Below are 23,341 nucleotides of genomic sequence, written 5' to 3' on the forward strand. Positions count from 1 at the left end.
GGGAGGGCCGCTCGGCCGAGCTCGGCGCGGTGGGTGCGGGCTGGTGGCGGCGGGCGGGGCGAGGTGAGAGGGGGGCGCTCGGCGGGCTGCCCGGCGTGCGCCGTGCGGGAATCGGAGCCTGCCTATGGCCGCGGGCGCGGCGAGGTGGGAGGGGTGTTCAGCGTGGCCCGCCGTACGGCGAGCGGGGCCTTGAACCCGGTCCAGTGGCAGCGCGCACGGCCAAGCGGAACAAGCACTCAGCGGAACCCGCCGTACGGTGAGCTGGACATCAGACCCGGCCCAATGACGGCGCGCACGGCCAAGTGGAAGGGCCCGCCGTGCGGCGAGCGGGACGTCAGCCCCTGCCTATCAGCCCCGACCTAGCGGAAGGGCACTCAGCGGAGCCCGCCCTCCGCCGCACGGGGCGTCGGCCCCGGCCTGGTCGCCGCAGGCACGGCCAAGTGGAACGGGCACTCCGTGCTGCGCGGCGGTGAGGCGACGCGCAGCACCTCGTCGAGGCGGGCGCGCAGGAGCCCGGCCTGGGCGGGGTCGCCCGGCGCGTCGTGCCGCACCTCGACCGATCCGTGCGCCTCGGCCCCCTCCCCCGCCCCGACCAACCCACTCACCTCACCAACCCCGACCAACCCGCTCGCCTCACCCACCCCCAACCCCACAAGCCCCCGCAGCGGCAAGATCTCCGCGTGAGCGCGGCCCGAGAGTTTCGCTGCGCGTAAGGCGTGGTCCCAGCGGATTCGGGCGAGGAGCATGTCGCCGCGGTCGGCGGCGAGGTGGCCCAGCATGGCCAGTTCGTGGGCGGCGCACTCGGGCCTGCGGCCCTCCTGGTAGCCGGAGACCGCCGTCAGGTGCAGACGTTCCGCGGTGTCCGTGTCGCCGCGTGCGCCCGCGACCAGGGCCCGCAGGGTCGCCGTCTTCGCCTGGAGGTAGGGCTCGCCGGTCTCCTTGGCGTACGCGTCCATGCCCTGCGCGAAGGACTCGGCGCGGGCGGGGTCGCCGTCGCCCGCCGCCACGTAGCCGAGCAGCGCCTTGACCCAGGCGGCCTCGTGTTCGGAGCCGATGAGGAGGAGTTCCTGGTGGGCGGCCTGCCAGGAGCGCAGGGCCGCGGTGCGGTCGCCGATGCGCTCCTGTGCCATGCCGGTCATGATCAGCGCGGTGGCCGCGGAGTGCGGGTCGATGCCCGAGAGGAGTTCGCGCGCGGTGACGGCGGCCGTCAGCGCCTGCCGGGTGCGGTCCTCGGCGACGAGCAGTTCGCTGTGGAAGAGCTGCCAGACGCCGGTCTCCCAGCCGTGCCGGTAGGCGTCGAGGGCGCCTTCTGTGCGGGCGGCCGCATCGCGGGCCTCCGCGAGGCGTTCCTGGCGCACGTGCACGGTCAGCGCGAGGGCGCCGACGAAGGCCACGACGGCGTCGTCGCCCGCCGCCTGAGCCGCGGGCAGGGCGCGCCTGAGGAGTTCCTCGTCGCCGTGGTCCTCGCGGATGTTGACGCCGAGCCAGCCGCACCACGCGAGCGCCTCGGCGTACCAGGGAGCGGCGGGCGTGGTGACCTCCAGGGCGCGGGCGAGGCGTTCGCGGCCCTCGGCCTGGCGGCCCGCCGCGGCCCAGTGGAGGGCGAGGCGGGTGGCGATGCGGGAGGCGAGCAGCGCGTCGGCCTCGTCCGTGCCGTCGCCGCCCTGCAGCCAGTCAAGGCAGGCGGTCACCTCGGGGGCCGCCGCGCTCATCTCGGCGTACGCCGCACGGAATCCGCCGGTGCGCATGCGCCGCGCGGTGCGTTCGGCGAGGGTGGCGACCCAGTGGGCGTGGCGGCGCAGGACGGTGGGCTCCTCGCCGTGCTCGGCGAGGGAGGCGCGGGCGTACTGGCGCACCGAGACCAGCATCCGGTAGGTGGGGCGGTCCGCCGAGGGGACGAAGACGAGGAGGGACTTGGCGGCGAGGCGGGCCAGGGTCGCGGGCGCGGCCGCTCCCGCGACCGCTTCCGCCGCCTCGGGGGTGAAGCCGCCGGTGAAGACGGATACCGCCCGGAGGACCGCCCGCTCGTCGGGGGCGAGGAGCTGGTAGCTCCAGTCGACGGCGGCGCGCAGCGTGCCGTGCCGGGCGTCGGCCGACCAGAGGCGCGTGTCCAGGATGCCGCGCCGGGCGCGGAGTTGGCCGACGATGCCGTCGAGCGGCGCGGTCGCCGCCTTGGCCGCGACCAGTTCGATGCCGAGCGGCATCCGGTCGACGGCCGCGCAGACCGCGCCGATCTCGTGGTCGAGCGCGGCCTCGGCGGCCCCCGGGGAGAGGCGGCGCAGGCGGGTGCGGAAGAGCCTCGCCGCGTCGTCGCCGGTCATGGGCCGCAGTGCGTAGGGGGTCTCGCCCGCGACGCCGAGACACTCCCTGCTGGTCGCGAGGATGCGCAAGTCGGGGCAGCCCGCGAGGAGTTCGGCGGCCACCTCGCCCGCGTCGCCGAGGACGTGCTCGCAGTTGTCGAGGACGATCAGCGGGTGGGCGCTGCGGTCGGCCACGGCGCGGATCCGCTGGCGTACGGCCCGCGGTCCGAGCCCGCCCGTCGCGACCTCCATGGCGTCGGCGACGGCGGCCGTGACCCCGCCCGGCGCGCAGGGCACCAGGTCGACGCGCCACACCTCGGCGCCGGGACGCTCCTCGCGGGCTGCGACGGCGAGTGCGAGCCGGGTCTTGCCGAGTCCCGCGGCGCCGACGACGGTCACCAGGCCGGGGCTTCGCACGTGCCGTCGCAGCTCGCGGAGTTCCTCGCCGCGTCCGATGAAGTGCGGGTCGGCGGGCGGCTCGTGCGAGTGGGGGCGGTCGGCCGCGGGAGCCACCGTGCGGGCGGGCGTGGGAGCCACCGTGCGGTCGGCCGCGGGAGCCACCGTGCGGGCGGGCGTGGCGACGAGCACCGCCCGCTGGGCGGCGCGCAGTTCGGGCCCCGGTTCGATGCCGAGGCGCTCACGCAGGTCGGCGCGTGCGACGCGGTAGACCTCCAGGGCCTCCGCCTGGCGTCCGCACGCGTGCAGGGCCTGGATCAGCAGCGCGCGCAGCCGTTCCCGGTCGGGGTCCTCGTGCACGGCGGCCCGCAACTCCTCGACGAGCGCGGGCGGATCGGCCGCCGTCTCGCCGTCGCGCTCCACCACGCCCGCGTGGGCGACCACGTCGAGTTCCGCCTCGGCCCGGTGCTCCAGGGCGGTGAGCCGCAGCGCTTCGAGGCGGTCCCGCTCCTGCTGCACGAACGGCAGCGCGGGCAGCCCGCCCAGGGGCGGCCCGGGGTTCCTGTGCAGCAGGTCGCGCAGGGCGGCGGCCCGCCGGTCAGGACCGCCGCGCCCGCGCATGGCGGCGAGTTCGGCCTCGAAGCGGCGTACGTCGAAGGAGTGCCCGGTCAGATCGAGGCGGTACCCGGCGGGTCCGGTGCGGATGAGGCCGGGGGCGTGCGGGTGCAGGGCGCGGCGCAGCTTGGCGACGGCGGTGTGCAGGGCCGCGGTGGGGTCCTTGGCGCGGGCGCCCGTCCACAGTTCGCTGAGGATCCTGCCGCCGCTGACCGCCGACGGCGCGTGCAGCAACAGGAAGGCGAGCAGCGCCCGTTGGAGCGCGCCGGGGATCGGCACGAGGCGCCCGGCGTCGTCGCGCACCACGAGTTCACCCAGTAATTCGAACTCCATGGCCGCCATCGGATCACGCGGCGGGGCGGGCTGCCACCTGTTCGCCGGACAGGGTCGATGCCCGCCGCGCCCCGGGGACATCGCGTGGACAGGTTTTGGACAGGGCGCCACGTGATCCTTGGGGTCGTGATGAGGAGGCCTTCGTGCTGAGGCTGGCGTTTCAGACACTGCGCACGCGACGTGCGCTGTTCGCGGGTTCCCTCGCCGCGGTCACGCTCGCGCTGATGCTGCTCACCGCGTCGGGGGTGCTCCTCGACTCCGCGCTGCGCGGGGAGGGCGAGGCGAACCGCTTCGACGCCGCGTCGCTCGTCGTGACCGGCGACCGGGACGAGGGCCTCGACGGCAAGGACCACTCCCCCGGTTTCGGTGACGTGGAGGCGCCGCTGGTGCCGCGCCCGCCGGTCGACGGCGATCTCGTGGAACGCGTCGAGAAGGTGGACGGCGTCCGGGACGTCATCCCCGACCTGGCGTTCTCCGCGCAGGTGGTGGCGGACGACGGGCGTCCGGTCACTCCCGAGCTCGGTGAGCGTTCGCTCGGGCACGCGTGGCAGAGCGCGCGCGTGACGCCCTATCAGTTGCGCGACGGATCGCCGCCGAAGGGCTCGCGCGACGTGGTGGTGGACGCCGCGGCGGCGGCGCGTGGCCGGATCCATGTCGGCGACCGGGTCAAGGTGTTCACGGCGGTGGAGGGGCACGGCACGTACCGCGTGAGCGGCATCGCGGGGCCGCCGGGCACCGGTCTGACCAAGGATCAGGTGGCGCTGTTCTTCACCGCCGCCACCGCGGCGCAGCTCGCTCCGCCCGGCGGTGACGTGCATGCCGTCGCCGTGACCACCGCCCCCGGGGAGGACTTGGAGGCGGTGGCTTCGCGTGTCAGGGACGCCGTCGGCCACGGTCCCGGGGTGCGGGTCCTCACCGACACGGCGCGGGCGGAGATCTCCGCGAGCGACGTGCTGTTCCTGGACACTCTGGTGTTCGTGGTGAGCATGGGCTCCCTGGCGGTGTTCGTGGCGCTGTTCGTGATGGCGAGCGGGTTCGCCTTCGCCGTGCTCCAGCGGCACCGGGAGATCGCGCTGCTGCGGGTGATCGGGGCGACGCCGCGCCAGGTGAAGCGGATGCTGGGCTGGGAGACGCTGTGCGTCGCGGTGCTCGGGGCGGCCGTCGCCGTACCGGTCGGCGCGGCCCTCGCGAGGCCGTTGGCCCGCGGTCTCGTCGGCCTCGGCATCGCGCCCGACGAGCTGACGGTGCGGATCACCTGGCTGCCGCTGGCGGGGGCCGCGGCGGTCGGCATCCTCATCACCCGCCTCGCGGTGGTCTCCGCGGCGCGCCGCGCGGCCAGGGTGCGTCCGGACGAGGCGTTGCGCGAGGCCGAACTCGCCGATCGCGGGCTGCCGTTGTCGCGGCTCCTGACGGGGCTCGCGTTCCTGCTCTTCACCGGGTGCTTCCTGTTCTTCGGCATCGCGATGGGCGGGGTGCAGGGGGCCGGGCTCGCCTTCGGCGGTGTGCTCACGCTGCTGATCGCGTCGGCCGTCCTCGGGCCCGCCCTGGTGCGCCCCCTCGTGCCGCTCGCGGGCGCGCTGCTGCGCGTCGTGTTCCGGCGTACGGGGCACCTCGCCCTCGCCAACAGCGCGACGGCGCCGCGCCGGGTGGCGGCCGCCGCGGTGCCGCTGATCCTGATGATCGGCTTTCCGGTGTCCGCGCTGTTCATGCAGACGTCGCAGCAGTCGACGGCCAAGGAGTGGGCGGCCGACCGGCTGGTCGCCGACCACGTCCTGGTGCCCCGGGACGCGACGGGGCTGCCGCCCGCCGTGGCGCGGGACGCCGCCCGGCTGCCGGGTGTCGCGTCGGTGTCGGCGACCAGCAGTGCCTGGGTGCGGGTCTCGGTGCGCACGGACGAGGCGGAGAGCGTCAACGCCCGTGCGCTCGCGGCCGATCCGAAGCTGCCCGAAGCGCTGCGGCTGCACGTGCGCGAGGGCGGGCTCACGGGCCTGGTGTCCGGGAGTGCCGTCGCGGTGAGCCAGGAACAGGCCAAGGAGTACGGCTGGCGGGTGGGCGACCGGGTGCGGCTCCGGCTGCCCGACGGCACGCGGACGACACTGCGGGTCGGCGCCCGCTACGACCGCTCGCTCGGCTTCGCCGACCTGATCGTGCCCAGCCGGGTGCTGCGCGCCCATACACCGGACCCCCTGCTGGACGCGGTGTACGTGAAGCGCGCACCCGGCACCCGACAGGCGGCGCTGGACGAGGAGTTGGCCGGGCTCACCCGTACCTGGCCGATGGCGGGCACCGCCGACCGCGACCAGGTGCGGGACGCGGGCACCGAGGACGCGGCGTCGCAGACGTGGCCCGCGTATGTGTTCAGCGCGCTGATCGCCGCGTTCACGGCGCTCGCGCTGGCGAACACCCTGGTGATGGCGACGCTGGTGCGCGCCGGTGAGTTCGCGGTGCTGCGCCTTGCGGGCGCGACGCGCAGGGACGTGCTCGCGCTCGTCGCCGGGGAGAGTTCGGTGGTGGCGGCCTGCGGGCTGCTGCTCGGCGGCGGTGTCGCGGCCGTCGTGCTCGCCGCGACGAGTGTGGCGCTGAGCGGCGGCGTGGACCTCGCGGGACCCCCGTTGTTCCTGGTGGGCGCCGGGGCGGGAGCCGTCCTCCTGACCCTGCTCGCCGCGCTGATACCGGCCTCGCGGCTGCTTCGTGACCGTACCCCGTGACCGTACCGACACCGGAGGAAAACCCCATGACCCTGCCCGATCAGGAGGCACGCCGGTCCGCGCCGCTGACGCGCTCCGCCCTGCGCCTGAACAACGTGACGCGGACCTACGGCCACGGCGACGGCGCGGTGCACGCGCTGCGCGCGGTGTCCGTGGCGCTCCCGGCCGGGTCCTTCACCTCGGTGATGGGCCCTTCCGGCTCCGGCAAGAGCACGCTTCTGCGGTGCGCGGCCGGGCTCGACAGGCCGAGCTCCGGCGAGGTGTTCCTCGGGGAGACCGACATCAGCAAGATGCGGGAGCGGAAGCTGACGATCCTGCGCAGGGAGCGGATCGGGTTCGTCTTCCAGTCCTTCAACCTGGTGCCCTCGCTGACCGCCAGGGAGAACATCCTGCTGCCGTTCCGGCTCGCCGGGCGGCGGCCCGACCGCGACTGGATGCGGGACGTGATCACGCGCACCGGACTCACCGACCGGTTGCGGCACCGGCCCGCCGAGCTCTCCGGCGGCCAGCAGCAGCGCGTCGCGGTGGCCCGCGCCCTGGTCACCAGGCCCGAGGTGATCTTCGCCGACGAGCCGACGGGGGCGCTCGACCTGAGCTCGGGACAGGACGTGCTGCGCCTGCTGCGCGAGGTCGTCGACACGACGGGGCAGACCCTGGTGATGGTCACGCACGACCCGGGGGCCGCGTCCTACGCCGACCAGGTGCTCTTCCTCGCCGACGGCGTGGTCGTCGACGCGATGGAGCGGCCCAGCGCGCAGCGGGTCTCCGAGCGCATGTCGCGGCTGGGGTCCTGAGGTGCTCAGGCTCGCGGTGACGGGCATCCGCCAGCACCGGTACGGGTTCGTCGGCGCGCTCTGCGCCGCCGCGATGGCCGCGATGCTCGTCGCCGCCTGCGGGATCCTCGTCGAGTCGGGGCTGCGGGCGGTGCCGACGGCGGACCGGTTCGGCGCCACCACCGCGGTGGTGCGGCTCGACCCGGACGTGGTGATCCGCACGGGCTCGGGGCAGAACGTCGACAACGAGAGCTATCCGCTCGACCAGCCGCCCCGGCTGACCGCCGCGCAGGTCGACAAGGTGCGCCAAGTCCCCGGTGTGGCACGGGTGGTGACGGACACTCCGTTCTACGCGCAGGCCATCGCGGCGGACGGCACCGCGCAGGCGGCCCCCGACGACGGCGTCACCGAGGGGCACGCGTGGCAGGCGGCCGCCCTGACCCCGTTCACGCTGGCGTCGGGCAAGGCGCCGGGCGCGGCCGACGAGGTGGTGCTCGACGCGGGCACGGCGGCGCGCGGGCACCACGAGGTCGGCGGGCAGGTGCGGGTGGTCACCGCCCAGGGCGCGGCCACGTACCGCGTCTCGGGCATCGCCAGGCCGAGCGGCCGGGACGAACTCCCCGACCAGTCATCGCTGTTCTTCGCCTCGGCCACCGCCGAGCGGCTCGCCGGGGCCAAGGGCGCGGCCGCCTTCGCCGGTGTGTTCGGCAAGGGCGACAGCGCCGACGCGGTGGGGCAGCGGGTGCGCGAGGCACTCGACGTACCGCGCCTCGACGTGCTGAGCGGCGACGAGCGCGCCAAGGCCGGAGCCCCCGGCACCACCGAGCAACTCGCCTCGACGACGCTGCTGTTCGGCCCGATGGCGGGCATCGGCGGCTTCCTCGCGGTGTTCGTGCTCGGCGGCACCATCGCGCTCGGGGTGCTTCAGCGCACCCAGGAGATCGCCCTGCTCCGGGCGGTCGGCGCGACCTCCTGGCAGGTCAGGCGGATGGTCGCGGCCGAGACGCTGCTCGCGTCCGCCGCCGGTCTGCTGCCCGGCTTCCTGCTCTCCGTGCCGCTGTCCGGGCTGATCCTCGACCGGCTGCGCGACCGGGGCACGGCACCGGACGCCTACCAACTGATCGTGGGGCCCCTGCCGTTCCTGCTCGCCGGTGGCGCGACCCTGCTGCTCGCCCTGCTCGCCGCGCTCGCGGCGGCGGGCCGGATCTCCCGGATCAGGCCCGCCGACGCGCTCCAGGAAGCGGTGTCGCCGCGCCGTCCCGTGACCGTCACCCGGGTGCTGCTCGCGCTGCTCCCGCTGGGCGGCGGCATCGCGCTGTTCTTCGCCACGCAGCACATCGGCGGCGAGGTCGGGGTGGCCTTCCAGTACCTGATCGTGCTGCTCCTGATGGGGGCGGCCGCGCTCCTGGGTCCGCTGCTCGCCCGGATCCTGGAGCCGCCGCTCGGCGCGCTGGTCTCGGCGGTCGGCGGCGTCACGGGCTGGCTGGCGCACGCCAACTCCCGCTTCTCGGTGCGCCGGGTGGCGTCGATGGCGTCGGCCCTGATGCTGACCGTGGCGATGGCCTGCACGGTGCTGCTCGTCACCGGTTCGCTCAACCGCATCACCGCGGAGCAGACCGACCGGCGCACCCAGGCCGACCTGGTCCTGCTCCCGCAGGACTCGCCGGGGCTGCCCGCCGACGTCGCCGATGCGGCGCGCGGTCTCGACGGAGCCGCGGCCGTCGCCGCGACCCGGTCCACCACGGTCATCTCGGACGTCCTCGGTACGCCGGACGTGCTCGGCGCGCAGGCGCTCGACCCGGCGGCGGCGGGCAAGGTGATGGATCTCGGGCTTCGCGAGGGCTCGTTGAAGAGCCTGGCGCGCGACGGCACCGCGGCCGTCAGCCGTACGTACGCCAAGCAGCGCGGCTTCGACGTCGGCGACAGGTTCGAGGCCTGGCTCGGCGACGGCACCCGGGTGAAGCTGACCGTGGGCGCCGTCTTCGACCGGCCGCTCGGCCTCGGCGACATCCTGCTGTCCGAGCGCTATCTGGGCCCGCACCTGCACGAGAACCTCAACGACTCGGTGCTCGTGCGCGCCGCGCCCGGCCAGGGCGAGAAGCTGCGGGCGGCCGCGGCCGCGCTGGTGAAGGACCATCCGACGGTCGAGGTGACGGACGTCGACGAGTACGCGCACGGCCTGCGCACCTCGCTGGCGAAGAACACCACGGGCACCTATCTCGTGCTCTCCGTCCTGGTGCTCTTCACCGCGGTCTCGATGATCAACGGTCTCCTGATGGGCACGGCCGAACGCGCCAAGGAGGTGTCGCTGCTGCGGCTGCTCGGCGCGGGCCGCAGGCACATCACGGGGATGCTCTATCTGGAGACGCTCATCGCGGTACTGATCGGGGCCGCGACGGGCACGGCCATCGCCGTCACGGGGCTCGCGGGGGCGAACGGCGCGCTGACGGGTTCCACCGATTTCAGCATTCCGCCGCTGGGCTACTCGCTCATCATCGCGGGAGTTGCCGCATTGGCGCTGATATCGACCGCTCTGCCTGCCGCACTCGCGCTGCGCAATCGTCCCGACGGGGTGCTTCCTTCCGTCTGAATACCGTGGTTGAGAACCGGTAGAACCGGTTCTCAACCAACTTCAAAGACGAACGTAAGTACGGGACTTCATACTCGAACCAGTTCGACACAGAAGCCGCAGAACATGTCTGTCTACGGAGGGGGATTCCGGTGCACCTCATGGAGATCTTGCGATATCGCCCGGTGCCCGCGGCGGCGGTGTTCTTCGGGATCACCCGCAGGTGCCCTCTCCACTGCAAGCACTGCTCGACCAGTTCCCTGCTTGACAGCGAGGAGTATCCCGAGCAGCTCTTCCGGGGATTCGCCGAGACCTTCACCGCGGAGAACCGGCCTGAATTCGTCCTCATGTCGGGCGGCGAGGCGCTGCTGCGGCCGCGTCTGGTCCAGGACATCGCGGAACTCTCGCGCGACGTCGGCGCCCGCACCCACGTGCTCTCGGGGCTCTACTTCGCGCAGCACGGCGGGCGCATTCCGCCGGCCGTCAAGCGGGCCATCGACGCCGTGGACCACTTCTCCGCGAGCCTGGACGTCTTCCACGAGGAGGAGGTCCCGCGGGCGGCCGTCTTCCGTGTCCTGAAAGAACTCATGGCCGAGGGCAAGAACGTCAGTCTCCAGCTGACGGGCACGGGCCCCGGCGACCCCTATCTGGCCGATCTGACCTCCGAGGTCCGCAGGGTCTTCGACGACCAGGTCCCCATGCTGGTGGCGCCGGTCAGCCCGCACGGCCGCGCGGACGCCTGGCTCAAGCAGGCACCGCTGCCGCGGGGCGAGATCGCACCGGCGCCCTGTGCCGTCTCCGCCTGGCCGGTCATCGGCTTCAACGGCCAGGTGACGGCGTGCGGCAACCAGGACGTGATGGACGGCAAGGTGCCGCTGCCCGCCCATCTCTACCTCGGCCACATCGCCAAGGACGACTGGCCCACCATCAGGGAGCGCGTGATCGGCAGCCCGATGGTGCGCGCCATCCGCGCCACCGGCCCCGAGTACCTCATGCGGCGGCACGGCTCGGACGGCGGCTGCGGCACCGAGGGCTACTGCCAGACCTGCTGGGTGCTCTCCAAGGACCCGGCCCTGCCCGCGAACGTACGCCGCCTCTCCGTCGAGCCCACCACGCGCCTGGTGGAGGAGCACACCGAGGAACTGCTCGTCGAGGCGGGCGCGGTCTCCTTCGCGCAGCAGTACGGGATCACCGAGTACGCCGAGCTGATCACGCTCGGGCTCGGCGGGACCGAACCCGCGGGCGTCGGCAGCCAGTGGACCGCGGGCAGCGGTGCGGGAAGCGGTGCGGGGAGCACCGCGGGGACCACCGCGGGGAGCACCGCAGGGAGCACGCCATGACCGCGGCCACGCACCGGGAGATCCTCGCCATCCGCCGCGCACGCGGCTCCTCCGTCCTGCTGTTCCTCACCGACCGCTGCCCCGTCGGCTGCGCGCACTGCTCGGTGGACTCGCGCCCCGACAGCCCGCGCATCACCGACTTCGCCCTCCTGGAGTCCCTGGTCGACCGGCTCGCCGCGATGCCGGAGCTCACCATGGTGGGCATCTCCGGGGGCGAGCCGTTCGTCGAACGGCGCGGACTGACGCTCGCCGTACGGCGCCTGGCCGCCGCGGGCAAGCAGGTGGTCATCTACACCAGCGGCTTCTGGGCGGCCTCGCCGCGCGCGCCCGAGTGGATCGACCGGCTGCTGCCGCTGACCACCGCGATCTATCTGAGCACCGATGCGCATCACGTCGACGGGCAGGGCCCGGAACGGTTCGTGAACGCGGCACGGGTCGTCGCGGGGCACTCCGTACCGATCGTCGTGCAGTGCGTCGACGAGGGCGACAGCCTGGCCGCCACCCGCGCCTCGCTCACCGAGGCGCTCGGACCCGACTGGCCCCGGCGGGCCGAGCTGATCCCCACCCACGGCCTGCCGCACGGCAGGGGCGCCGCGCTCTACGCCTGGCAACAGCGCACCCCCGGGAGTGGCTTCGGCCCCTGCGACGTCGTGGACGCCACCGTCGTACGCTACGACGGCCGGGTCACCGCCTGCTGCAACGAGTCCGTGATCATGGGCGCGGGCCCCGCGGCGCTGCGCCGCGACGCCGCCGACGGTGAGCAGGTCGAGGCGGCCGTACGGGAATTCCACGACGACGACTTCTTCCGCGCGCTCGGCGCGGTCGGTCCCGGCGCCCTGACGGGGCTCCCGCAGTACCGCGATCTGGCAGACCGCGAGTTCTCGTCCATCTGCGGCCTGTGCTGGACGATGACGAAGCGGCGTGCCCGAGCCGAGCAGCTCTCCGGCGGGGGCGAAGCGGGCAAGCACGACGCGCTGCTCGCCGCCTTGGCCAGTCTCACCGACTGAGCGCCCATCCCGCGCCCCGGAATCGTGCCCGGGACACGCCGTCCGGGATGTTCCGTCCGGACTCCGCGCACCGCGAGACAGGAGATCCCTCATGACCACCCGGCACAGCCGTGTGCTTCTCGCCAAAATCGATTTGTTGCTGCCACGCCTTGCCGAAACGTCGCAGGAACTGTGGAATTCACCGCGGCTCCGCGAGCTCTATCCCGAGTACCTCTGCATGCTGCACACCGCGATCCGCTCGACGGTGCCCCTCATGGAATGCGCGTTGGAGGAGGCGGAGAACCGCGCGGCGGACGATCCGGCGGCCGAGGTTCTCGTCACCTATCTCACCCGGCACATTCGCGAGGAACAGGGCCACGACGAATGGCTCAGGCAGGACCTCGAAGCCCTTGGACACGATCCGCAGGAACCGCTGCGCCGGGTTCCCGCGGCATCCGTTGCCAATCTCGTCGGAGCCCAGTACTACTGGATCCGGCATTACCACCCGGCCTGTCTGCTCGGGCACATCGCGGTCCTCGAAGGAAATCCGCCGTCACCTCACCTCGTCGACGAACTGATGCGCCGCACCGGATTTCCGCGCGGCGGATTCCGCACCCTTGAACGCCATGCCGCGCTCGACGTGAAACACCGTGACGAAATCCTGCGCACCATCGACGGAATGCCGCTGACCCACGACCTGGCGACCGCCGTCGGGCTCAGCGCGCTGCACTCCGTCGATGCCGCCGACGCCGCCCTGCGCGCGGTGCTGGCCTCCCGCCGGGCCCCGGCCCTGGCGACCACCCAAGCGTGAGGGGGCGCCCATCCCCCTCGCACCGGTGATCCGCCGACCGACGGACCACCAGCCAACCAAGGAGAGAAACCATGTCGTACGACGCGCTCAAGGAACTCGCCGCCGCCGGTCACAACTTCAAGGGCGCCAACCCGCAGCAGCTCGACGCCATCTCCTCCCTCAGCCAGGAAGAGGTCGCGCTCCTCAACTCCATCAAGTCGCGCCTCGACGCGGCCGAGGACGTCGTCTCGCACAGCAACAGCCCGCTCAGCGGCGCGTTCGTCTGGTAGTGACGCGCACCCCGCACCATCGGCCGCACGCCGGCTGAGCACCACGAGGGCCCAGGTGATGTCCCGCCTGGGCCCTGCGGCGCGACCACGAGAGGCACCCACGGGGAAGGATTCGACGGTGTTGCAGTTCAACGTGCTCGGGCCGCTCGCAGCGGTCACGGAGTCCGATCAGCTCGCCCTGGGACCGTTCAAACAGCAGGTGCTCCTCGCGGTCCTGCTGTGCAGGCCGGACTCGGTGGTCCCGGTGGACCGCCTGGTCGACGCGCTGTGGAGCGAGGACCCGCCGCGCAGCGCGGGCAAGAACCTCCAGGTGTACGTCCACCACCTGCGCCGCGCCCTGGCGCACGAGGAGGGCGGTGCGGGCGCGCAGGTCCTGCACCAGCGGCCCGGCTACCGGCTCGCCGTCAATCCGCTGGCGATCGACATGGTCCGCTTCGAGCAGGGCATCGACCTGGCGAGGCGGGCCGCCGCGCAGAGCGACGCGCCCCGCGTGGACCGGGTGATCCGCGAGGCCATGGCGCTCTGGCGCGGCAGGCCGTTCGTCGGCCTCGAAGGCGTGGCGCCGCTGGACGCGGAGGCGGCGCGCCTGGAGGAGCGGCGGCTCTCGGGCCTCGAGGCGTGGTTCACCGCACGGCTCCAGCTCGGCCAGCACCACGAGGTGCTCGACGAGGTGGAGCCGCTGGTCGTCGAGCACCCCTTCCGCGAGGTGTTCCGGGCCCAGCACATGCGGGCGCTGTGCGGCGTCGGCCGGCAGAACGACGCGCTGATCGCCTATGACGAGACGCGCCGCCAGTTCTCCCAGGAGCTGGGGCTCGAACCGGGCGCCGTGCTGCGGCAGTTGCAGCAGGAGATCCTGGCGGGCGGCCCCGCGGCCGGGCCCCCCGCCCCGGCGCCGAGCACGTGCGAGAAGTCCGCGCGGATCACCGACGCGACACCGGCACGCGATCCCGAACCGGTCACCGGGACCGTACAACTGCCGCCGGGGCTCACCGACTTCACCGGCCGCGAGCAGGAGATGGCCGCACTGTTCCCCGAGGTGGCGGCGCACGGCGATGCCGCGCCGCGGTGGCGGGTCACGGTGGTCACGGGGCCGCCGGGAGTGGGCAAGTCCTCCTTGGCCGTCACGGCGGCGCACGCGGCGGCCGAGGACCATCCGGGCGGGGTCTTCCACGTCGACCTCAGCGACGCGCGGGGGCTGCCGAGGCCGCCCGCCCGCGCCCTGGCCGAACTCCTGCAACAGCTCGGCGAGTTGCCCGAGACGCTGCCCGAGGACCTGCCGGGCCTCGTCATGCGCTACCGGGCCCGGTTCACGCCGCGGGTGCCCACGCTCCTGATCCTGGACAACGCCGCCCACGAGTCACAGGTGCGGCCGTTGCTGCCCAGCGCTCCGCCGGTCACCACGGTGGTCACCAGCTGCTCGCGCCTGGCGGGCCTCGACGGCTCGGACGCGCTCGAACTGCGGCCGCTCGACGACGAGGCGGCGCTGCGGCTGCTGCGCCGCATCACCGGGTCGGAGGCCATCGACGCCGAGCCCGACGCGGCGCGCCGCATCGCGCGGTGCTGCGGCGGGCTGCCGCTCGCGCTGCGCATCGCGGGGGCCAGGATCGCGCCGCGCAGGATCTGGCCGCTGGCCAAGTTCGCCGATCACGTGGAGTCGACCGCGGGCCTCGACTGGTTCACGGTCGGCGACGTCGACCTGCGCGGGAGCCTGCGGCGCGGCTACCGGGTGCTCACCGACGCGGACTGGCGGCAGATCCAGCTCCTGGACTTCGGCGCCGACTTCACGTTCATGGACGCCTGGCTGCGCCTGGGCGGCGAGCCCATGGACACCGCGCAGATCCTCAACCGGCTGTGCGACACGCACGCGCTGACCGATGTGCCGCTGGCCGATCCGGACGGCCCAGGACTGTTCCGGCTCGGGGCCTTCGTGCACGACCTGGCACGGGAACACGCGCCCAGGCGGCTCTCCGTACGGCCCGCGCACGGCGGGGGCGACTGCGCGGTCAGTCCCGCCTGCGCAGCACCTCGGCCAGGTCGCTGACGATACGTCGCGCGGCGGCCCCTCGGCCGTCGTCCAGCGCGCCGATCTCCTCGGCGAGCGCGCGGACGGCGGCCGCGTCCGCGTCCTCCACCACCGGTTCCCCGGTGAGCCGCGCGAGTCTGCCGCGCTGCACCAGGGCCAGGGCCACCGACGCCTGGTCGGCGAAGAGCGCGAGCAGCTCCATCGCGGCGAGCGGGGCCCGTAACTCCTGGCTGCGGTCCAGGACTTCCAGGACGCCGAGCGGCTCGTCCCCGGCGAAGAGGGGCGCCGCCATCAGGGCCTTGGGCACGTAGTCGGTGGACTCCGCGATGTCCCGCGCGAAGTGCGCGTCGCGGTCGACGTCCTGGACCTCGACGGGCTGGCGGGACTGCAGGACCCAGCCCGCGATGCCGCGTTCGGCGGGGAAGCGGCGGCCCACCAGGGCGTCCTCGCCCTTGCCCGCCACCGCCTCGAAGACCAGCTCCCCGTCGGCCTGGTCGAGCAGCGCGATGGAGCTGGCCCGCGCGTCGAAGATCGCCACGGCGGTGCGCACCACGGAACGCAGCAGCCTGCGGTGGTCGTCCTCCGCCGCCCCGCCGTGTCCCGTGTCCGGCCCGGTGTCCTTCATCTAGTGGCTCCTCACGTTCAGTGGCTGCTCACGTTGGCCGAGGCGAGAAACAGCGCCTGCTTGACCTGGAACGCCGTCATGCCGCGGTGCTTGCCCACGATCCGCGCGCACAGGCCCGCCACGTGCGGCGTCGCGAAGCTGTTGCCCGTGCACCGCCGGGTCGCTCCGCCGGGCCAGGCGGCGGGCACCCGCACCCCGCGCGCGAAGAACTCCACCGGCGGGCTCGGGTTGTACAGGAGCAGCCCCGGGTCGTCCTCGTCGTGGCTGCCCACCGAGATCACCGAGGAGAACCGCCAGGGGTAGCTCTCCACCGGCATGTTGTGCGCGGAGGCGACCAGCAGGGTGCGTCCGAAGTACGCCTGGTCGGCCAGGTCGTGCAGGACGGGGGCGAACTGTCTGCGGGTGGTGGACAGGCTCATGTTGATGACGTCGTAGCCCCGCTCGACCGCCCAGCGTATGCCCGCGATCAGCGCGTCGCCCGAGCCGCGGAAGCCGGAGCCGAGCACCTGCACGCTGTCCACGTCGCACTGCGGTGCGAGGCCCCTGATGATCGAGGCGCAGGCGGTCCCGTGCCCCGACGAGTCGCCCCCGGAGACCCGCACGACCTCCCACTCCACTGTTCCGCCGCTCCCGCCGCTCCCACCGCCCCCGTCGTCCTCCCCTGCCGCTTCCCTGACGAGGTACGAGGCGTTGACCGGTCCCACCAGCGGGTGCTCGGTGTCCACGCCGCTGTCGATCACGCAGACCCGGACGCCGCGTCCCGTCGCGCCGCCCCACGCCCAGTCGGCGCCGTCCGGGGCGCCGTCTCCCGAACCCGCGCCCGCGCCCGCCCAGTCGGTGCGGACCTCGATGGCGGCGCGGTCGCGGCCCAGGAGGTGCCAGGTGAGTCCTTCCGGGGCGGCGGTCATCGCCCACCGTCCCGTACCGCCGCTGCCCTGCGCACGCCCACGAGGTGTCCCTTCGCCCGGAAGAGCCGCTCGGCCTCCGCCGCCGCGGCCGCCGCCTCCGTGGTGCGGCCGAGGGCGCGGGCGACGTGTGCGCGGTCGAGTTCGGCCCCGGCGCGGCAGGACGGCGAGTCCGTCGCCGCGGCCGCGCGCAGGGCGGTGACGATGTGTTCGGCGGCGGCCGCGTGGTCGCCGTCGGCGGCGGCGATGCGGGCCCGCATGCCGTGCACCTCGCAGGCCGCGGCGGGCATCGCGGCCACGCCGTCGCCGATGAGCCGGTCGAGCAGGGCGCGCACCTCGTCCCGGGGGTCGCCGCGGGAGAGCAGGACACGGGCGAGATCGCGTACGGCGGTGGAGTGCAGCTGGCCGTCGCCGAGGCGTTCCGTCGCGGCCGCGGCGTCGCGCAGCAGGCGTTCGGCCTCGTCCCAGTGGTCCGCGAGCTGTGCCACGGTCGCCGTGAACAGGTGCACGGCGGGCACCGCGAAGTGGTGGCCGAGGTCGGTCAGGGTGCGCAGCGCGTCGTCGAGGAGGCCGCGGGCCTCGTCGAACTCGCCGCGCATGGCGAGCAGGACGGCCATCGGACAGGCGACGGTGGCCCGCCCCACCAGGCGCCCCGCCAGGTGGTCGCCGCGGAACCCGCGGCAGCTGCGCAGCGCGGAGCCGACCGGTTCGGGGCCGAGCCACAGCGAGACGGCGAGCGCGCCGAGGATGCCCGCGCGCTCCAGTTCGGCACCGGCCCGCACCGATTCGCGCAGGGCGCGCTCCAGATGGGCGGCGGCCTCCCGGTGGCGGCTGCGGCTCTGGCTCTCCTGGCCCATGGCGAGGAAGGCGCGGGCGAGGCCGAGCGCGTCGTCTGCCTCGGTGAACACCGGGACGGCCGCGCGCGCGGCGTCGCGGAGCGTCCCGAAGCCGTCGTCTCCCGGTTCCAGGTAGCCCAGTTGGAGCCGGACCCTGGCCGCCGTCCGCGCGTCACCGGCCTCGGCCGCGTCGCCGAGCAGTCTGCGCATCTCGGCGACGGCCTCCTCCGCGTCGCCCGCGGCGAGCCTGGCCTCGGCGAGCGCGGTGCGCAGCGCGAGGGCGTCCGGCGAGCGGTCCCCGGTCAGCGCGAGGGCGCGGCGCAGGAGGCCGACCGCCCAGTTGATGTCGCCGTGCGCCAGCGCGTCGGTGCCCGCCCTGCCGAGGTGGGTGGCGGCCGCACGGGCGGTGCGACGCACCTCGGGGTCGCCGGGGTCGAGTTCGGCGCGAAGGCGCGAGGCCTGTTCGAGGTGGGTGCCGATGGTGTGGTGGTCGTCGGGGCCCGTGCGGCGCGCGTGCTCGGCGTAGCTCTCGTGGCCGCGGGCGCGCAGGAGTTTGGACATGCCGGTGTAGACCTCGTCGCGGATGAGCTGGCTGACCAGGCGCCAGCGGGGTTCGCCTGCCGTGCCGGGGTCCGCGGCCTCCAGGAAGCGCCGCCGCGCCAGGTCGCGTACGACGGGGTCGGCCGCGGGCTCGTCGGGTTCGGCGAGCGCCGCGAGGTCGGCCGCGGCGAATTCGGCGCCGATGACGGACGCCCTTTCCAGGACGGCCCGTTCGTCAGGGGCGAGCCGGTCGAGACGGGCCGCGACGATGGCGCGCACCGACAGGGGTACGTCGTCGGGGTCGGCGCCCTCGGCGACCATCTCCATGATCTGCTCGACGAAGAGGGGATTGCCCTCGGAGCGGCTGATGAGCCGTCCCACGGCGCGGTCGGGCAGCGGCGATGGCGCGAAGTGCGCGACCACGTCCTGCTGTTCGGCCGTCGTGGGTGCGGCGCTTCCACCGCTGAGCCGCATGACCAGTTCCCGGCAGTCCTCCCCGCCGAGCGGCGGCACCACGAGCGCGGTCGCGTTGAGCTTGCCGCTGCCCCAACTGCCGTGCTGTTCCAGGAGTTCGGGCCTGGCGAGACAGAGGACGAGCAGGGGCGCGCCCTGCACCCAGTCGGCGATGTGGTCGAGCGCGCCGAGCAGGTCCTCGTGCGCCCACTGGAGGTCGTCGATGACCAGGACCAGCGGGCGCTCGGCCGCGAGCGCGGTGCACAGCCGCTGCAGCGCCCAGCACGTTTCGTCGAAGGAGGTCCCTGAGCGGCCCGAGCCCGCCAGGCGCGCCAGGGCGGTGGCGGCAGCGGCGGCGGGGCCCGCGGTGCCGAGGAGTTCGGCGAGGCGCTCGCGCGGCCCGTCGCCGAGCAGGCGCTTCAGGAGCTGGGCGAGCGGCGCGAGGGAGCCCTCGCTGCCGTAGGGCGGGCAGGCGGCGCAGGCCACGGTCGCGCCCGCCGCGGCGGCCACCGCGGCGAAGGTCCTCGCCAGCCTGCTCTTGCCGACGCCGGGGTCGCCGTAGAGCGTCACGAGATGACAGGTGCGGTCCCTGCCGACGCGGCCGAACGCCAGATCCAGCTGGGCGAGTTCGTCCTGTCGGTCGACGAGTGCGACGCCCCTGCCACGGGCGGCGCCGTGCCCCGGTGAGCCGACCGACACGAGCCGCCAGGCGGGCACCGGATCCCGTTTGCCCTTGACGGTCAGCGGCGGCACGGGGACCGTCTCGGCGGCCGAGGCGATGAGCCGTTGGGTGTCGGCGCCGACGAGGATCTGCCCCGTGGGCGCGTGCTGTTCCAGGCGCGCCGCCACGTTGACGACCTCGCCGGACACGAGGGCGTGCCCGGCGTCCGCGTCGCCCGACGTGACCACCTCGCCGGTGTGGATGCCGATGCGTACGGCCACCGGCACGCCGTGCGCGCCGAGCGCGTCCTTCGCGAACGTCCGCACGGCGGCGAGGATGTCGAGGGCCGCGCGGGCGGCGCGCAGCGCGTCGTCCTCGCGGATCGCGGGGATCCCGAACACGGCCATCACCGCGTCGCCGATGTACTTCTCCACGGTCCCGCCGTGCCGTTCCAGACAGTCGCTGAGTACGGCGTAGTAGCGCAGCATGACGTGGCGCAGCGCCTCGGCGTCCAGGCGTTCGCTGAGCGCGGTCGACCCGACCATGTCGCAGAAGACGATGGTGACGGTCTTGCGGCTCTGGGCGGAACGGTCGCGCGTCATGCGGCACCCCCTCGGACGGTCTCAGGACTCTTCGGCACCCCCTGTCCCCCGCTCCTCAGAACAGCACGCCGCCGATGATCGGCTCCATGCTGTGCGCCTCCACCTCGGGGGCGCGCGCCTGGATCCGGGACTGCACGTCGATCAGGGTCGCCACCTCCTCGTCGCTGAGCCCGGACAGCGCCGCGCGCTGCCCGTCGGGCAGTTGGTCGACGGGGAAGCCCGCGCCGCGCAGCAGCTCCAGGTTCTGTCCGCCGCGGTCGGTCTCCGTTCCCCGGTCCTGCCCCGGCTCCCCGGTGCTCCCGGCGTCGCCGCGCGCCCCGTCGAGGTCCTTGCTCCCGTCACCGGCCACCTTCTCGCCCCTCCCGTAGATCCACACCACCACGCCGACGGCGCAGAGCACCGCGCCCGCCGTCCGGAAGACGAAGCCGACGCTGAACCACCCCGCGAGCAGCGCGCCGAGCGGCGGCGCCGCGAGCTGCAGCAGCACGGGGAAGGCGTTCGCGGTCGACGTCACGCGCCCGATGAGCTCCTGCGGAGTCTCCCTGTGCAGCACGTACGGGAAGACGACCATGATCCCGGCCGCGGCGAAGCCCACGCCGAACGCGACGGCCATCCAGAGCAGGGCGTGCCCGCCCGCCCCCACCGCGAGGCCGATCCCGATGACCCCGACGAGCGCGCCGACCAGGAGCTGCGCCGCCCCGAGCAGGACGAAGGGCCGCACCCGCGTGCCCCACTGGCTGATGGCCAGCGTGCCGAGCACGGCGCCGAGCCCGACGGCCGCCACCACGTACCCCAGGTCCTGTTCGCCCACGTCGAGTTCGCGCATGGCGAGCGGCGACAGCGTGTCGAAGGCGAGCACCAGGAAGAGCGTGGCCGCCATGCTGCCGATCACGGCGATCAGCGCGGGCGTGCGCGCGATGAAGGCGACGCCCTCGACGGTCTCGGCCCACAGCTTGCCCCTGGCGTCGGGGGGCGCAGCGCGCCCGGCAGCCGGCTCGCCGTCCGCCGTCTCCTGGCGCGCGGAGCGCTTGGGCAGGCGTACGGCGCAGAGCAGCAGCCCGGAGACCACGAAGGTCGCCGCGTCGGCCACGAAGGCGGCGCGCACGCCCCACAGGGCGACGACGAGTCCGCTGAGCGCGGGGCCCGCGACCTTCGCCGCCTGGTTGGCGAAGACGGTCAGGGACATCGCGGAGAGCATGTCCCGCTCGGGCACCACCGAGCGCAGTGTGCTCTGGTACGCCGGGTTGAACAGGGCCGAGAAGGAGACCTTGAGCACGACGAGGGTGAGCAGCACGGGCAGCCCCGGCGCGGCGAGGAAGCCGAGCACGAGGGCGGCGCGCGCCACGTCGCAGCCGATCAGGACGGCCTTGCGGTCCCGGGTCCGGTCGGCGACCGCGCCCGCCACCGGGGCGAGCAGCACCAGCGGCACCGCGGTGGCCACGCTGACCGCGGCGAGCGCGCCCGCGCCCTGGTCCCAGACGTAGGTGACGAGCACGATCAGCGCGAGGTAGTCCAGCCAGTCCCCGACGCTGGAGACCACCTGGCTGGCGAAGAGCACGCGGAAGCGGCGGTGCCGCAGCGCCGCGGCCATCGCGGGCGGCCCGGCCATCACGAGGCGCCTTCGCTGCGGGGGTTCATCACCGGGCTCCTTCGCTGCCGAGGTGCGTCGCGGGGGCGTACGGCTGGACGAGCTCCTCGAAGACCCGCACCACCGAGCGCACCGTGTGCAGCGCGGAGCGGACCACGGCCGCCGAAAGGCGTTCTTCCAGGGGGAGTTCGTCGAGGAGGCCGAGGAGTTCGGCGCCGTGGCCGACGTCGGCCGCCGCGTGCCGGGCCAGGGTGCGGAAGGCCGCGCGCGGATGGCCGGTGCGGGCGCCGAGCACCTCGGCGACGTCGGGCCGTGGCGGGCTGCCCTCCAGGACCGCCTGGTAGCCGAGGAGGCAGACGGGGTGCTGCCCTCCGATCCAGAGGTAGGGGACCCCGCAGAGCCTGGCCACCGCGCCGGACGGGATCCGCCGCCAGACCCGGCCCGGGTCGTGTCCGAGGGCGGCGAGGTCCTCGCACACCCAGGTGTCGTGGCCCCTCTCCTCGGCGATGTGGTGCTCCCAGTACGGGATCAGGGCCTCGGCCACCGGGTCGGCGCCGTGCCGGGCGAGCTCGGCGCAGCGGGTCCGCGCGACGGTCATCAGCGGGACGGACGCACGGATGATGTGGTGGGTCGTGACGAGGAACTCCGGGTAGATCCGGTCGGGTTCGGGCACCTCCCAGACCCGGTCGACGGCGGCGTGCAGGCCGGGCATGAGCAGCCCCAGCGCGGCGTCGACCCGGGCGCCCGCGCCGCTCACGCGGGACCTGCCGGGGCACCGAGAGCGGCGAGGTCCCGGTAGGCGGCGACCGTGTGCCGGGCGAGGAAGCCGTCGGCGCCGCGTTCCTCGACGAGCCGGTTGATCTCCCGCTCCAGTACGCGGGTGCCCGCGCGCGCCATGAAGGCGTCGGCGGCGGCCGCGGCACCCGGCGCGGCCAGGACCGACACGCACGTACCGCAGTAACCGGCGCACTCCCGGCCGGAGTCGGCGTCCGGCGCCAGCGCCCTGGCGAGGTACTGCGGGCCGAACGCCCTGATGCCGCGCAGCAGCGGGCGCTCGACAAGTGCTCGGCGCACGGCGGGCCAGCCGTCGTCGGCGACGTGGCCGAGACGGAGGTGGCCGGGGAACTCTCCGGCGGGGCCCGCGAGGCGTCCGCCCCGGCCGTCCACGACGTTCTGGTTGCAGCAGGCGACCACGGTCCCGTCGAAGGCGACGACGGGCCAGGCGGCCATCGCGCACGGCGCGGCGCCTTGGGGCACGTCGGCGGCGGGGACGGCGGGGGCGGGGGCGGAAGGGGCGGCGGACAGCCACTGCGCGGCCCGGCCCGCCGCCCGCACCTCGGCCGCCAGGACCGGCACGCGGTCGCCGAAGGTGCGGCGGATGTCGTCGGTGACATCGGCCAGATACGGGTCGTCCGGGCCCAGCCCGGTGACTTGCACGCTCACGTCCTTGCCCGCGTCGAGCAGGCCGCGCAGCACGCCGAAGACGCGGGCGCGGGGCACCTCCGCCTCGTGGAAGGCGTCGAGGCTGGCGGCCACGTGGTCGACGGCTGCGAGGGCCGCCGCGACGGGGGCCGGGGTACGGGTGGCGCGGGCGAAGAACATGCCGGTGAGGAGCTGGGTGCGGGTGCCCGCCGCGCGGGCCCGGTGCGCGAGGTCCTCGACCAGGCGCGGCCTGAGCAGCGGCTCGCCGCCGGTCAGGAGCAGGAAGTCCGGCCGGTCCTCGGGGGTGAAGGTCGCGACGAAGGTGGTCAGGGGCGCCGCGTCGAGTTGTTCGGAGTCCGTCGTGGACGCGGTGGAGCAGTGCGCGCAGGAGAGCGGGCACCGCCTGGTGAGCGTCATCAGGAGGGCGGCCGCGGGCCTCGACCGCGCCGCGAGCAGTTCGACCAGATGCATGGGACCGCCTCCTCCCGGCGCCGGGTCCTTCCGCCGCGCGAACCGGCCGGACCTGACCTCCTGTGTTCCCGAGCTTCGCCGAGGCGGCTTGTCCACCGGTATGTACGTGGTTGCG

Annotated in this window: 15 protein-coding genes; 8 read left to right on the forward strand and 7 right to left on the reverse strand. The window is 74.3% G+C overall.

What is annotated here, in order from left to right; translation table 11 throughout:
- Positions 1-374: 374 nt before the first annotated feature.
- Positions 375-3,644 (reverse strand): AfsR/SARP family transcriptional regulator, encoded by a 3,270-nt coding sequence (locus CP970_RS04975; protein WP_191094874.1) that lies wholly within the window; start codon positions 3,642-3,644, stop codon positions 375-377.
- A 143-nt stretch (positions 3,645-3,787) separates the two neighbouring features.
- Here CP970_RS04975 and CP970_RS04980 point away from each other — a divergent pair, with 143 nt between their 5' ends.
- The 8 genes from CP970_RS04980 to CP970_RS05015 all read left to right on the forward strand — a co-directional run bounded on the left by CP970_RS04980 (position 3,788) and on the right by CP970_RS05015 (position 15,141).
- Entirely contained in the window at positions 3,788-6,352 is a 2,565-nt protein-coding gene (locus CP970_RS04980; protein ID WP_055555028.1) for an ABC transporter permease, read from the forward strand.
- Between the two features lie 26 nt (positions 6,353-6,378).
- A complete protein-coding gene (locus CP970_RS04985; RefSeq protein ID WP_079043969.1) occupies positions 6,379-7,146 on the forward strand; it encodes an ABC transporter ATP-binding protein in 768 nt (255 codons plus the stop codon).
- 1 nt (position 7,147) lies between these two features.
- Positions 7,148-9,715 carry an ABC transporter permease gene (locus CP970_RS04990; protein ID WP_055555025.1) on the forward strand — a complete coding sequence of 856 codons (2,568 nt, stop codon included), beginning with the start codon at positions 7,148-7,150 and terminating at the stop codon, positions 9,713-9,715.
- A gap of 140 nt (positions 9,716-9,855) precedes the next feature.
- A complete protein-coding gene (locus tag CP970_RS04995) occupies positions 9,856-11,034 on the forward strand; it encodes a radical SAM protein (RefSeq protein ID WP_150492999.1) in 1,179 nt (392 codons plus the stop codon).
- Positions 11,031-12,041, forward strand: a complete 1,011-nt coding sequence (locus CP970_RS05000; RefSeq protein ID WP_055555020.1) for a radical SAM protein — start codon at positions 11,031-11,033, stop codon at positions 12,039-12,041. The genes CP970_RS04995 and CP970_RS05000 overlap by 4 nt, the downstream gene beginning before the upstream one ends.
- Before the next feature lie 91 nt (positions 12,042-12,132).
- On the forward strand, positions 12,133-12,831 hold the full coding sequence (locus tag CP970_RS05005; RefSeq protein WP_055555018.1) for an iron-containing redox enzyme family protein: 699 nt from the start codon (positions 12,133-12,135) through the stop codon (positions 12,829-12,831).
- Between the two features lie 71 nt (positions 12,832-12,902).
- Positions 12,903-13,100 (forward strand): aroma-sacti cluster domain-containing protein, encoded by a 198-nt coding sequence (locus CP970_RS05010; RefSeq protein WP_055555016.1) that lies wholly within the window; start codon positions 12,903-12,905, stop codon positions 13,098-13,100.
- 118 nt (positions 13,101-13,218) lie between these two features.
- Positions 13,219-15,141: an AfsR/SARP family transcriptional regulator gene (locus CP970_RS05015; protein WP_055555014.1), complete on the forward strand. Its 1,923-nt coding sequence runs from the start codon at positions 13,219-13,221 to the stop codon at positions 15,139-15,141.
- On the opposite strand, the gene CP970_RS05020 is transcribed toward CP970_RS05015, so the two are convergent.
- The 6 genes from CP970_RS05020 to CP970_RS05045 are packed head-to-tail and all read right to left on the reverse strand — an operon-like array spanning position 15,104 to position 23,226.
- Positions 15,104-15,748: a GAF domain-containing protein gene (locus CP970_RS05020; RefSeq protein ID WP_055555012.1), complete on the reverse strand. Its 645-nt coding sequence runs from the start codon at positions 15,746-15,748 to the stop codon at positions 15,104-15,106. The genes CP970_RS05015 and CP970_RS05020 overlap by 38 nt on opposite strands.
- Positions 15,749-15,765: 17 nt before the next feature.
- A complete protein-coding gene (locus tag CP970_RS05025; protein WP_055555009.1) occupies positions 15,766-16,656 on the reverse strand; it encodes a S8 family peptidase in 891 nt (296 codons plus the stop codon).
- Entirely contained in the window at positions 16,653-19,745 is a 3,093-nt protein-coding gene (locus CP970_RS05030; protein ID WP_055555007.1) for an adenylate/guanylate cyclase domain-containing protein, read from the reverse strand. The genes CP970_RS05025 and CP970_RS05030 overlap by 4 nt, the downstream gene beginning before the upstream one ends.
- Before the next feature lie 55 nt (positions 19,746-19,800).
- Complete coding sequence (locus tag CP970_RS05035) at positions 19,801-21,354, reverse strand: MFS transporter (RefSeq protein ID WP_055555005.1); 1,554 nt, start codon at positions 21,352-21,354, stop codon at positions 19,801-19,803.
- A gap of 28 nt (positions 21,355-21,382) precedes the next feature.
- On the reverse strand, positions 21,383-22,090 hold the full coding sequence (locus tag CP970_RS05040) for an iron-containing redox enzyme family protein (protein ID WP_055555003.1): 708 nt from the start codon (positions 22,088-22,090) through the stop codon (positions 21,383-21,385).
- Positions 22,087-23,226 carry a radical SAM protein gene (locus CP970_RS05045; RefSeq protein ID WP_150493001.1) on the reverse strand — a complete coding sequence of 380 codons (1,140 nt, stop codon included), beginning with the start codon at positions 23,224-23,226 and terminating at the stop codon, positions 22,087-22,089. The genes CP970_RS05040 and CP970_RS05045 overlap by 4 nt, the downstream gene beginning before the upstream one ends.
- Positions 23,227-23,341: the final 115 nt, after the last annotated feature.

The sequence above is a fragment of the Streptomyces kanamyceticus genome (genome assembly GCF_008704495.1).
GTDB lineage: Bacteria > Actinomycetota > Actinomycetes > Streptomycetales > Streptomycetaceae > Streptomyces > Streptomyces kanamyceticus.

Excerpts from the sequence above, each read along its gene's own strand:
- CP970_RS04975 (WP_191094874.1), bottom strand. The coding sequence starts at position 3,644 with ATGGAGTTCGAATTACTGGGTGAACTCGTGGTGCGCGACGACGCCGGG.
- CP970_RS04985 (WP_079043969.1), top strand. The coding sequence starts at position 6,379 with ATGACCCTGCCCGATCAGGAGGCACGCCGGTCCGCGCCGCTGACGCGC.
- CP970_RS04995 (WP_150492999.1), top strand. The coding sequence starts at position 9,856 with ATGGAGATCTTGCGATATCGCCCGGTGCCCGCGGCGGCGGTGTTCTTC.
- CP970_RS05000 (WP_055555020.1), top strand. The coding sequence starts at position 11,031 with ATGACCGCGGCCACGCACCGGGAGATCCTCGCCATCCGCCGCGCACGC.
- CP970_RS05005 (WP_055555018.1), top strand. The coding sequence starts at position 12,133 with ATGACCACCCGGCACAGCCGTGTGCTTCTCGCCAAAATCGATTTGTTG.
- CP970_RS05010 (WP_055555016.1), top strand. The coding sequence starts at position 12,903 with ATGTCGTACGACGCGCTCAAGGAACTCGCCGCCGCCGGTCACAACTTC.
- CP970_RS05020 (WP_055555012.1), bottom strand. The coding sequence starts at position 15,748 with ATGAAGGACACCGGGCCGGACACGGGACACGGCGGGGCGGCGGAGGAC.
- CP970_RS05025 (WP_055555009.1), bottom strand. The coding sequence starts at position 16,656 with ATGACCGCCGCCCCGGAAGGACTCACCTGGCACCTCCTGGGCCGCGAC.
- CP970_RS05030 (WP_055555007.1), bottom strand. The coding sequence starts at position 19,745 with ATGACGCGCGACCGTTCCGCCCAGAGCCGCAAGACCGTCACCATCGTC.
- CP970_RS05035 (WP_055555005.1), bottom strand. The coding sequence starts at position 21,354 with ATGGCCGGGCCGCCCGCGATGGCCGCGGCGCTGCGGCACCGCCGCTTC.
- CP970_RS05045 (WP_150493001.1), bottom strand. The coding sequence starts at position 23,226 with ATGCATCTGGTCGAACTGCTCGCGGCGCGGTCGAGGCCCGCGGCCGCC.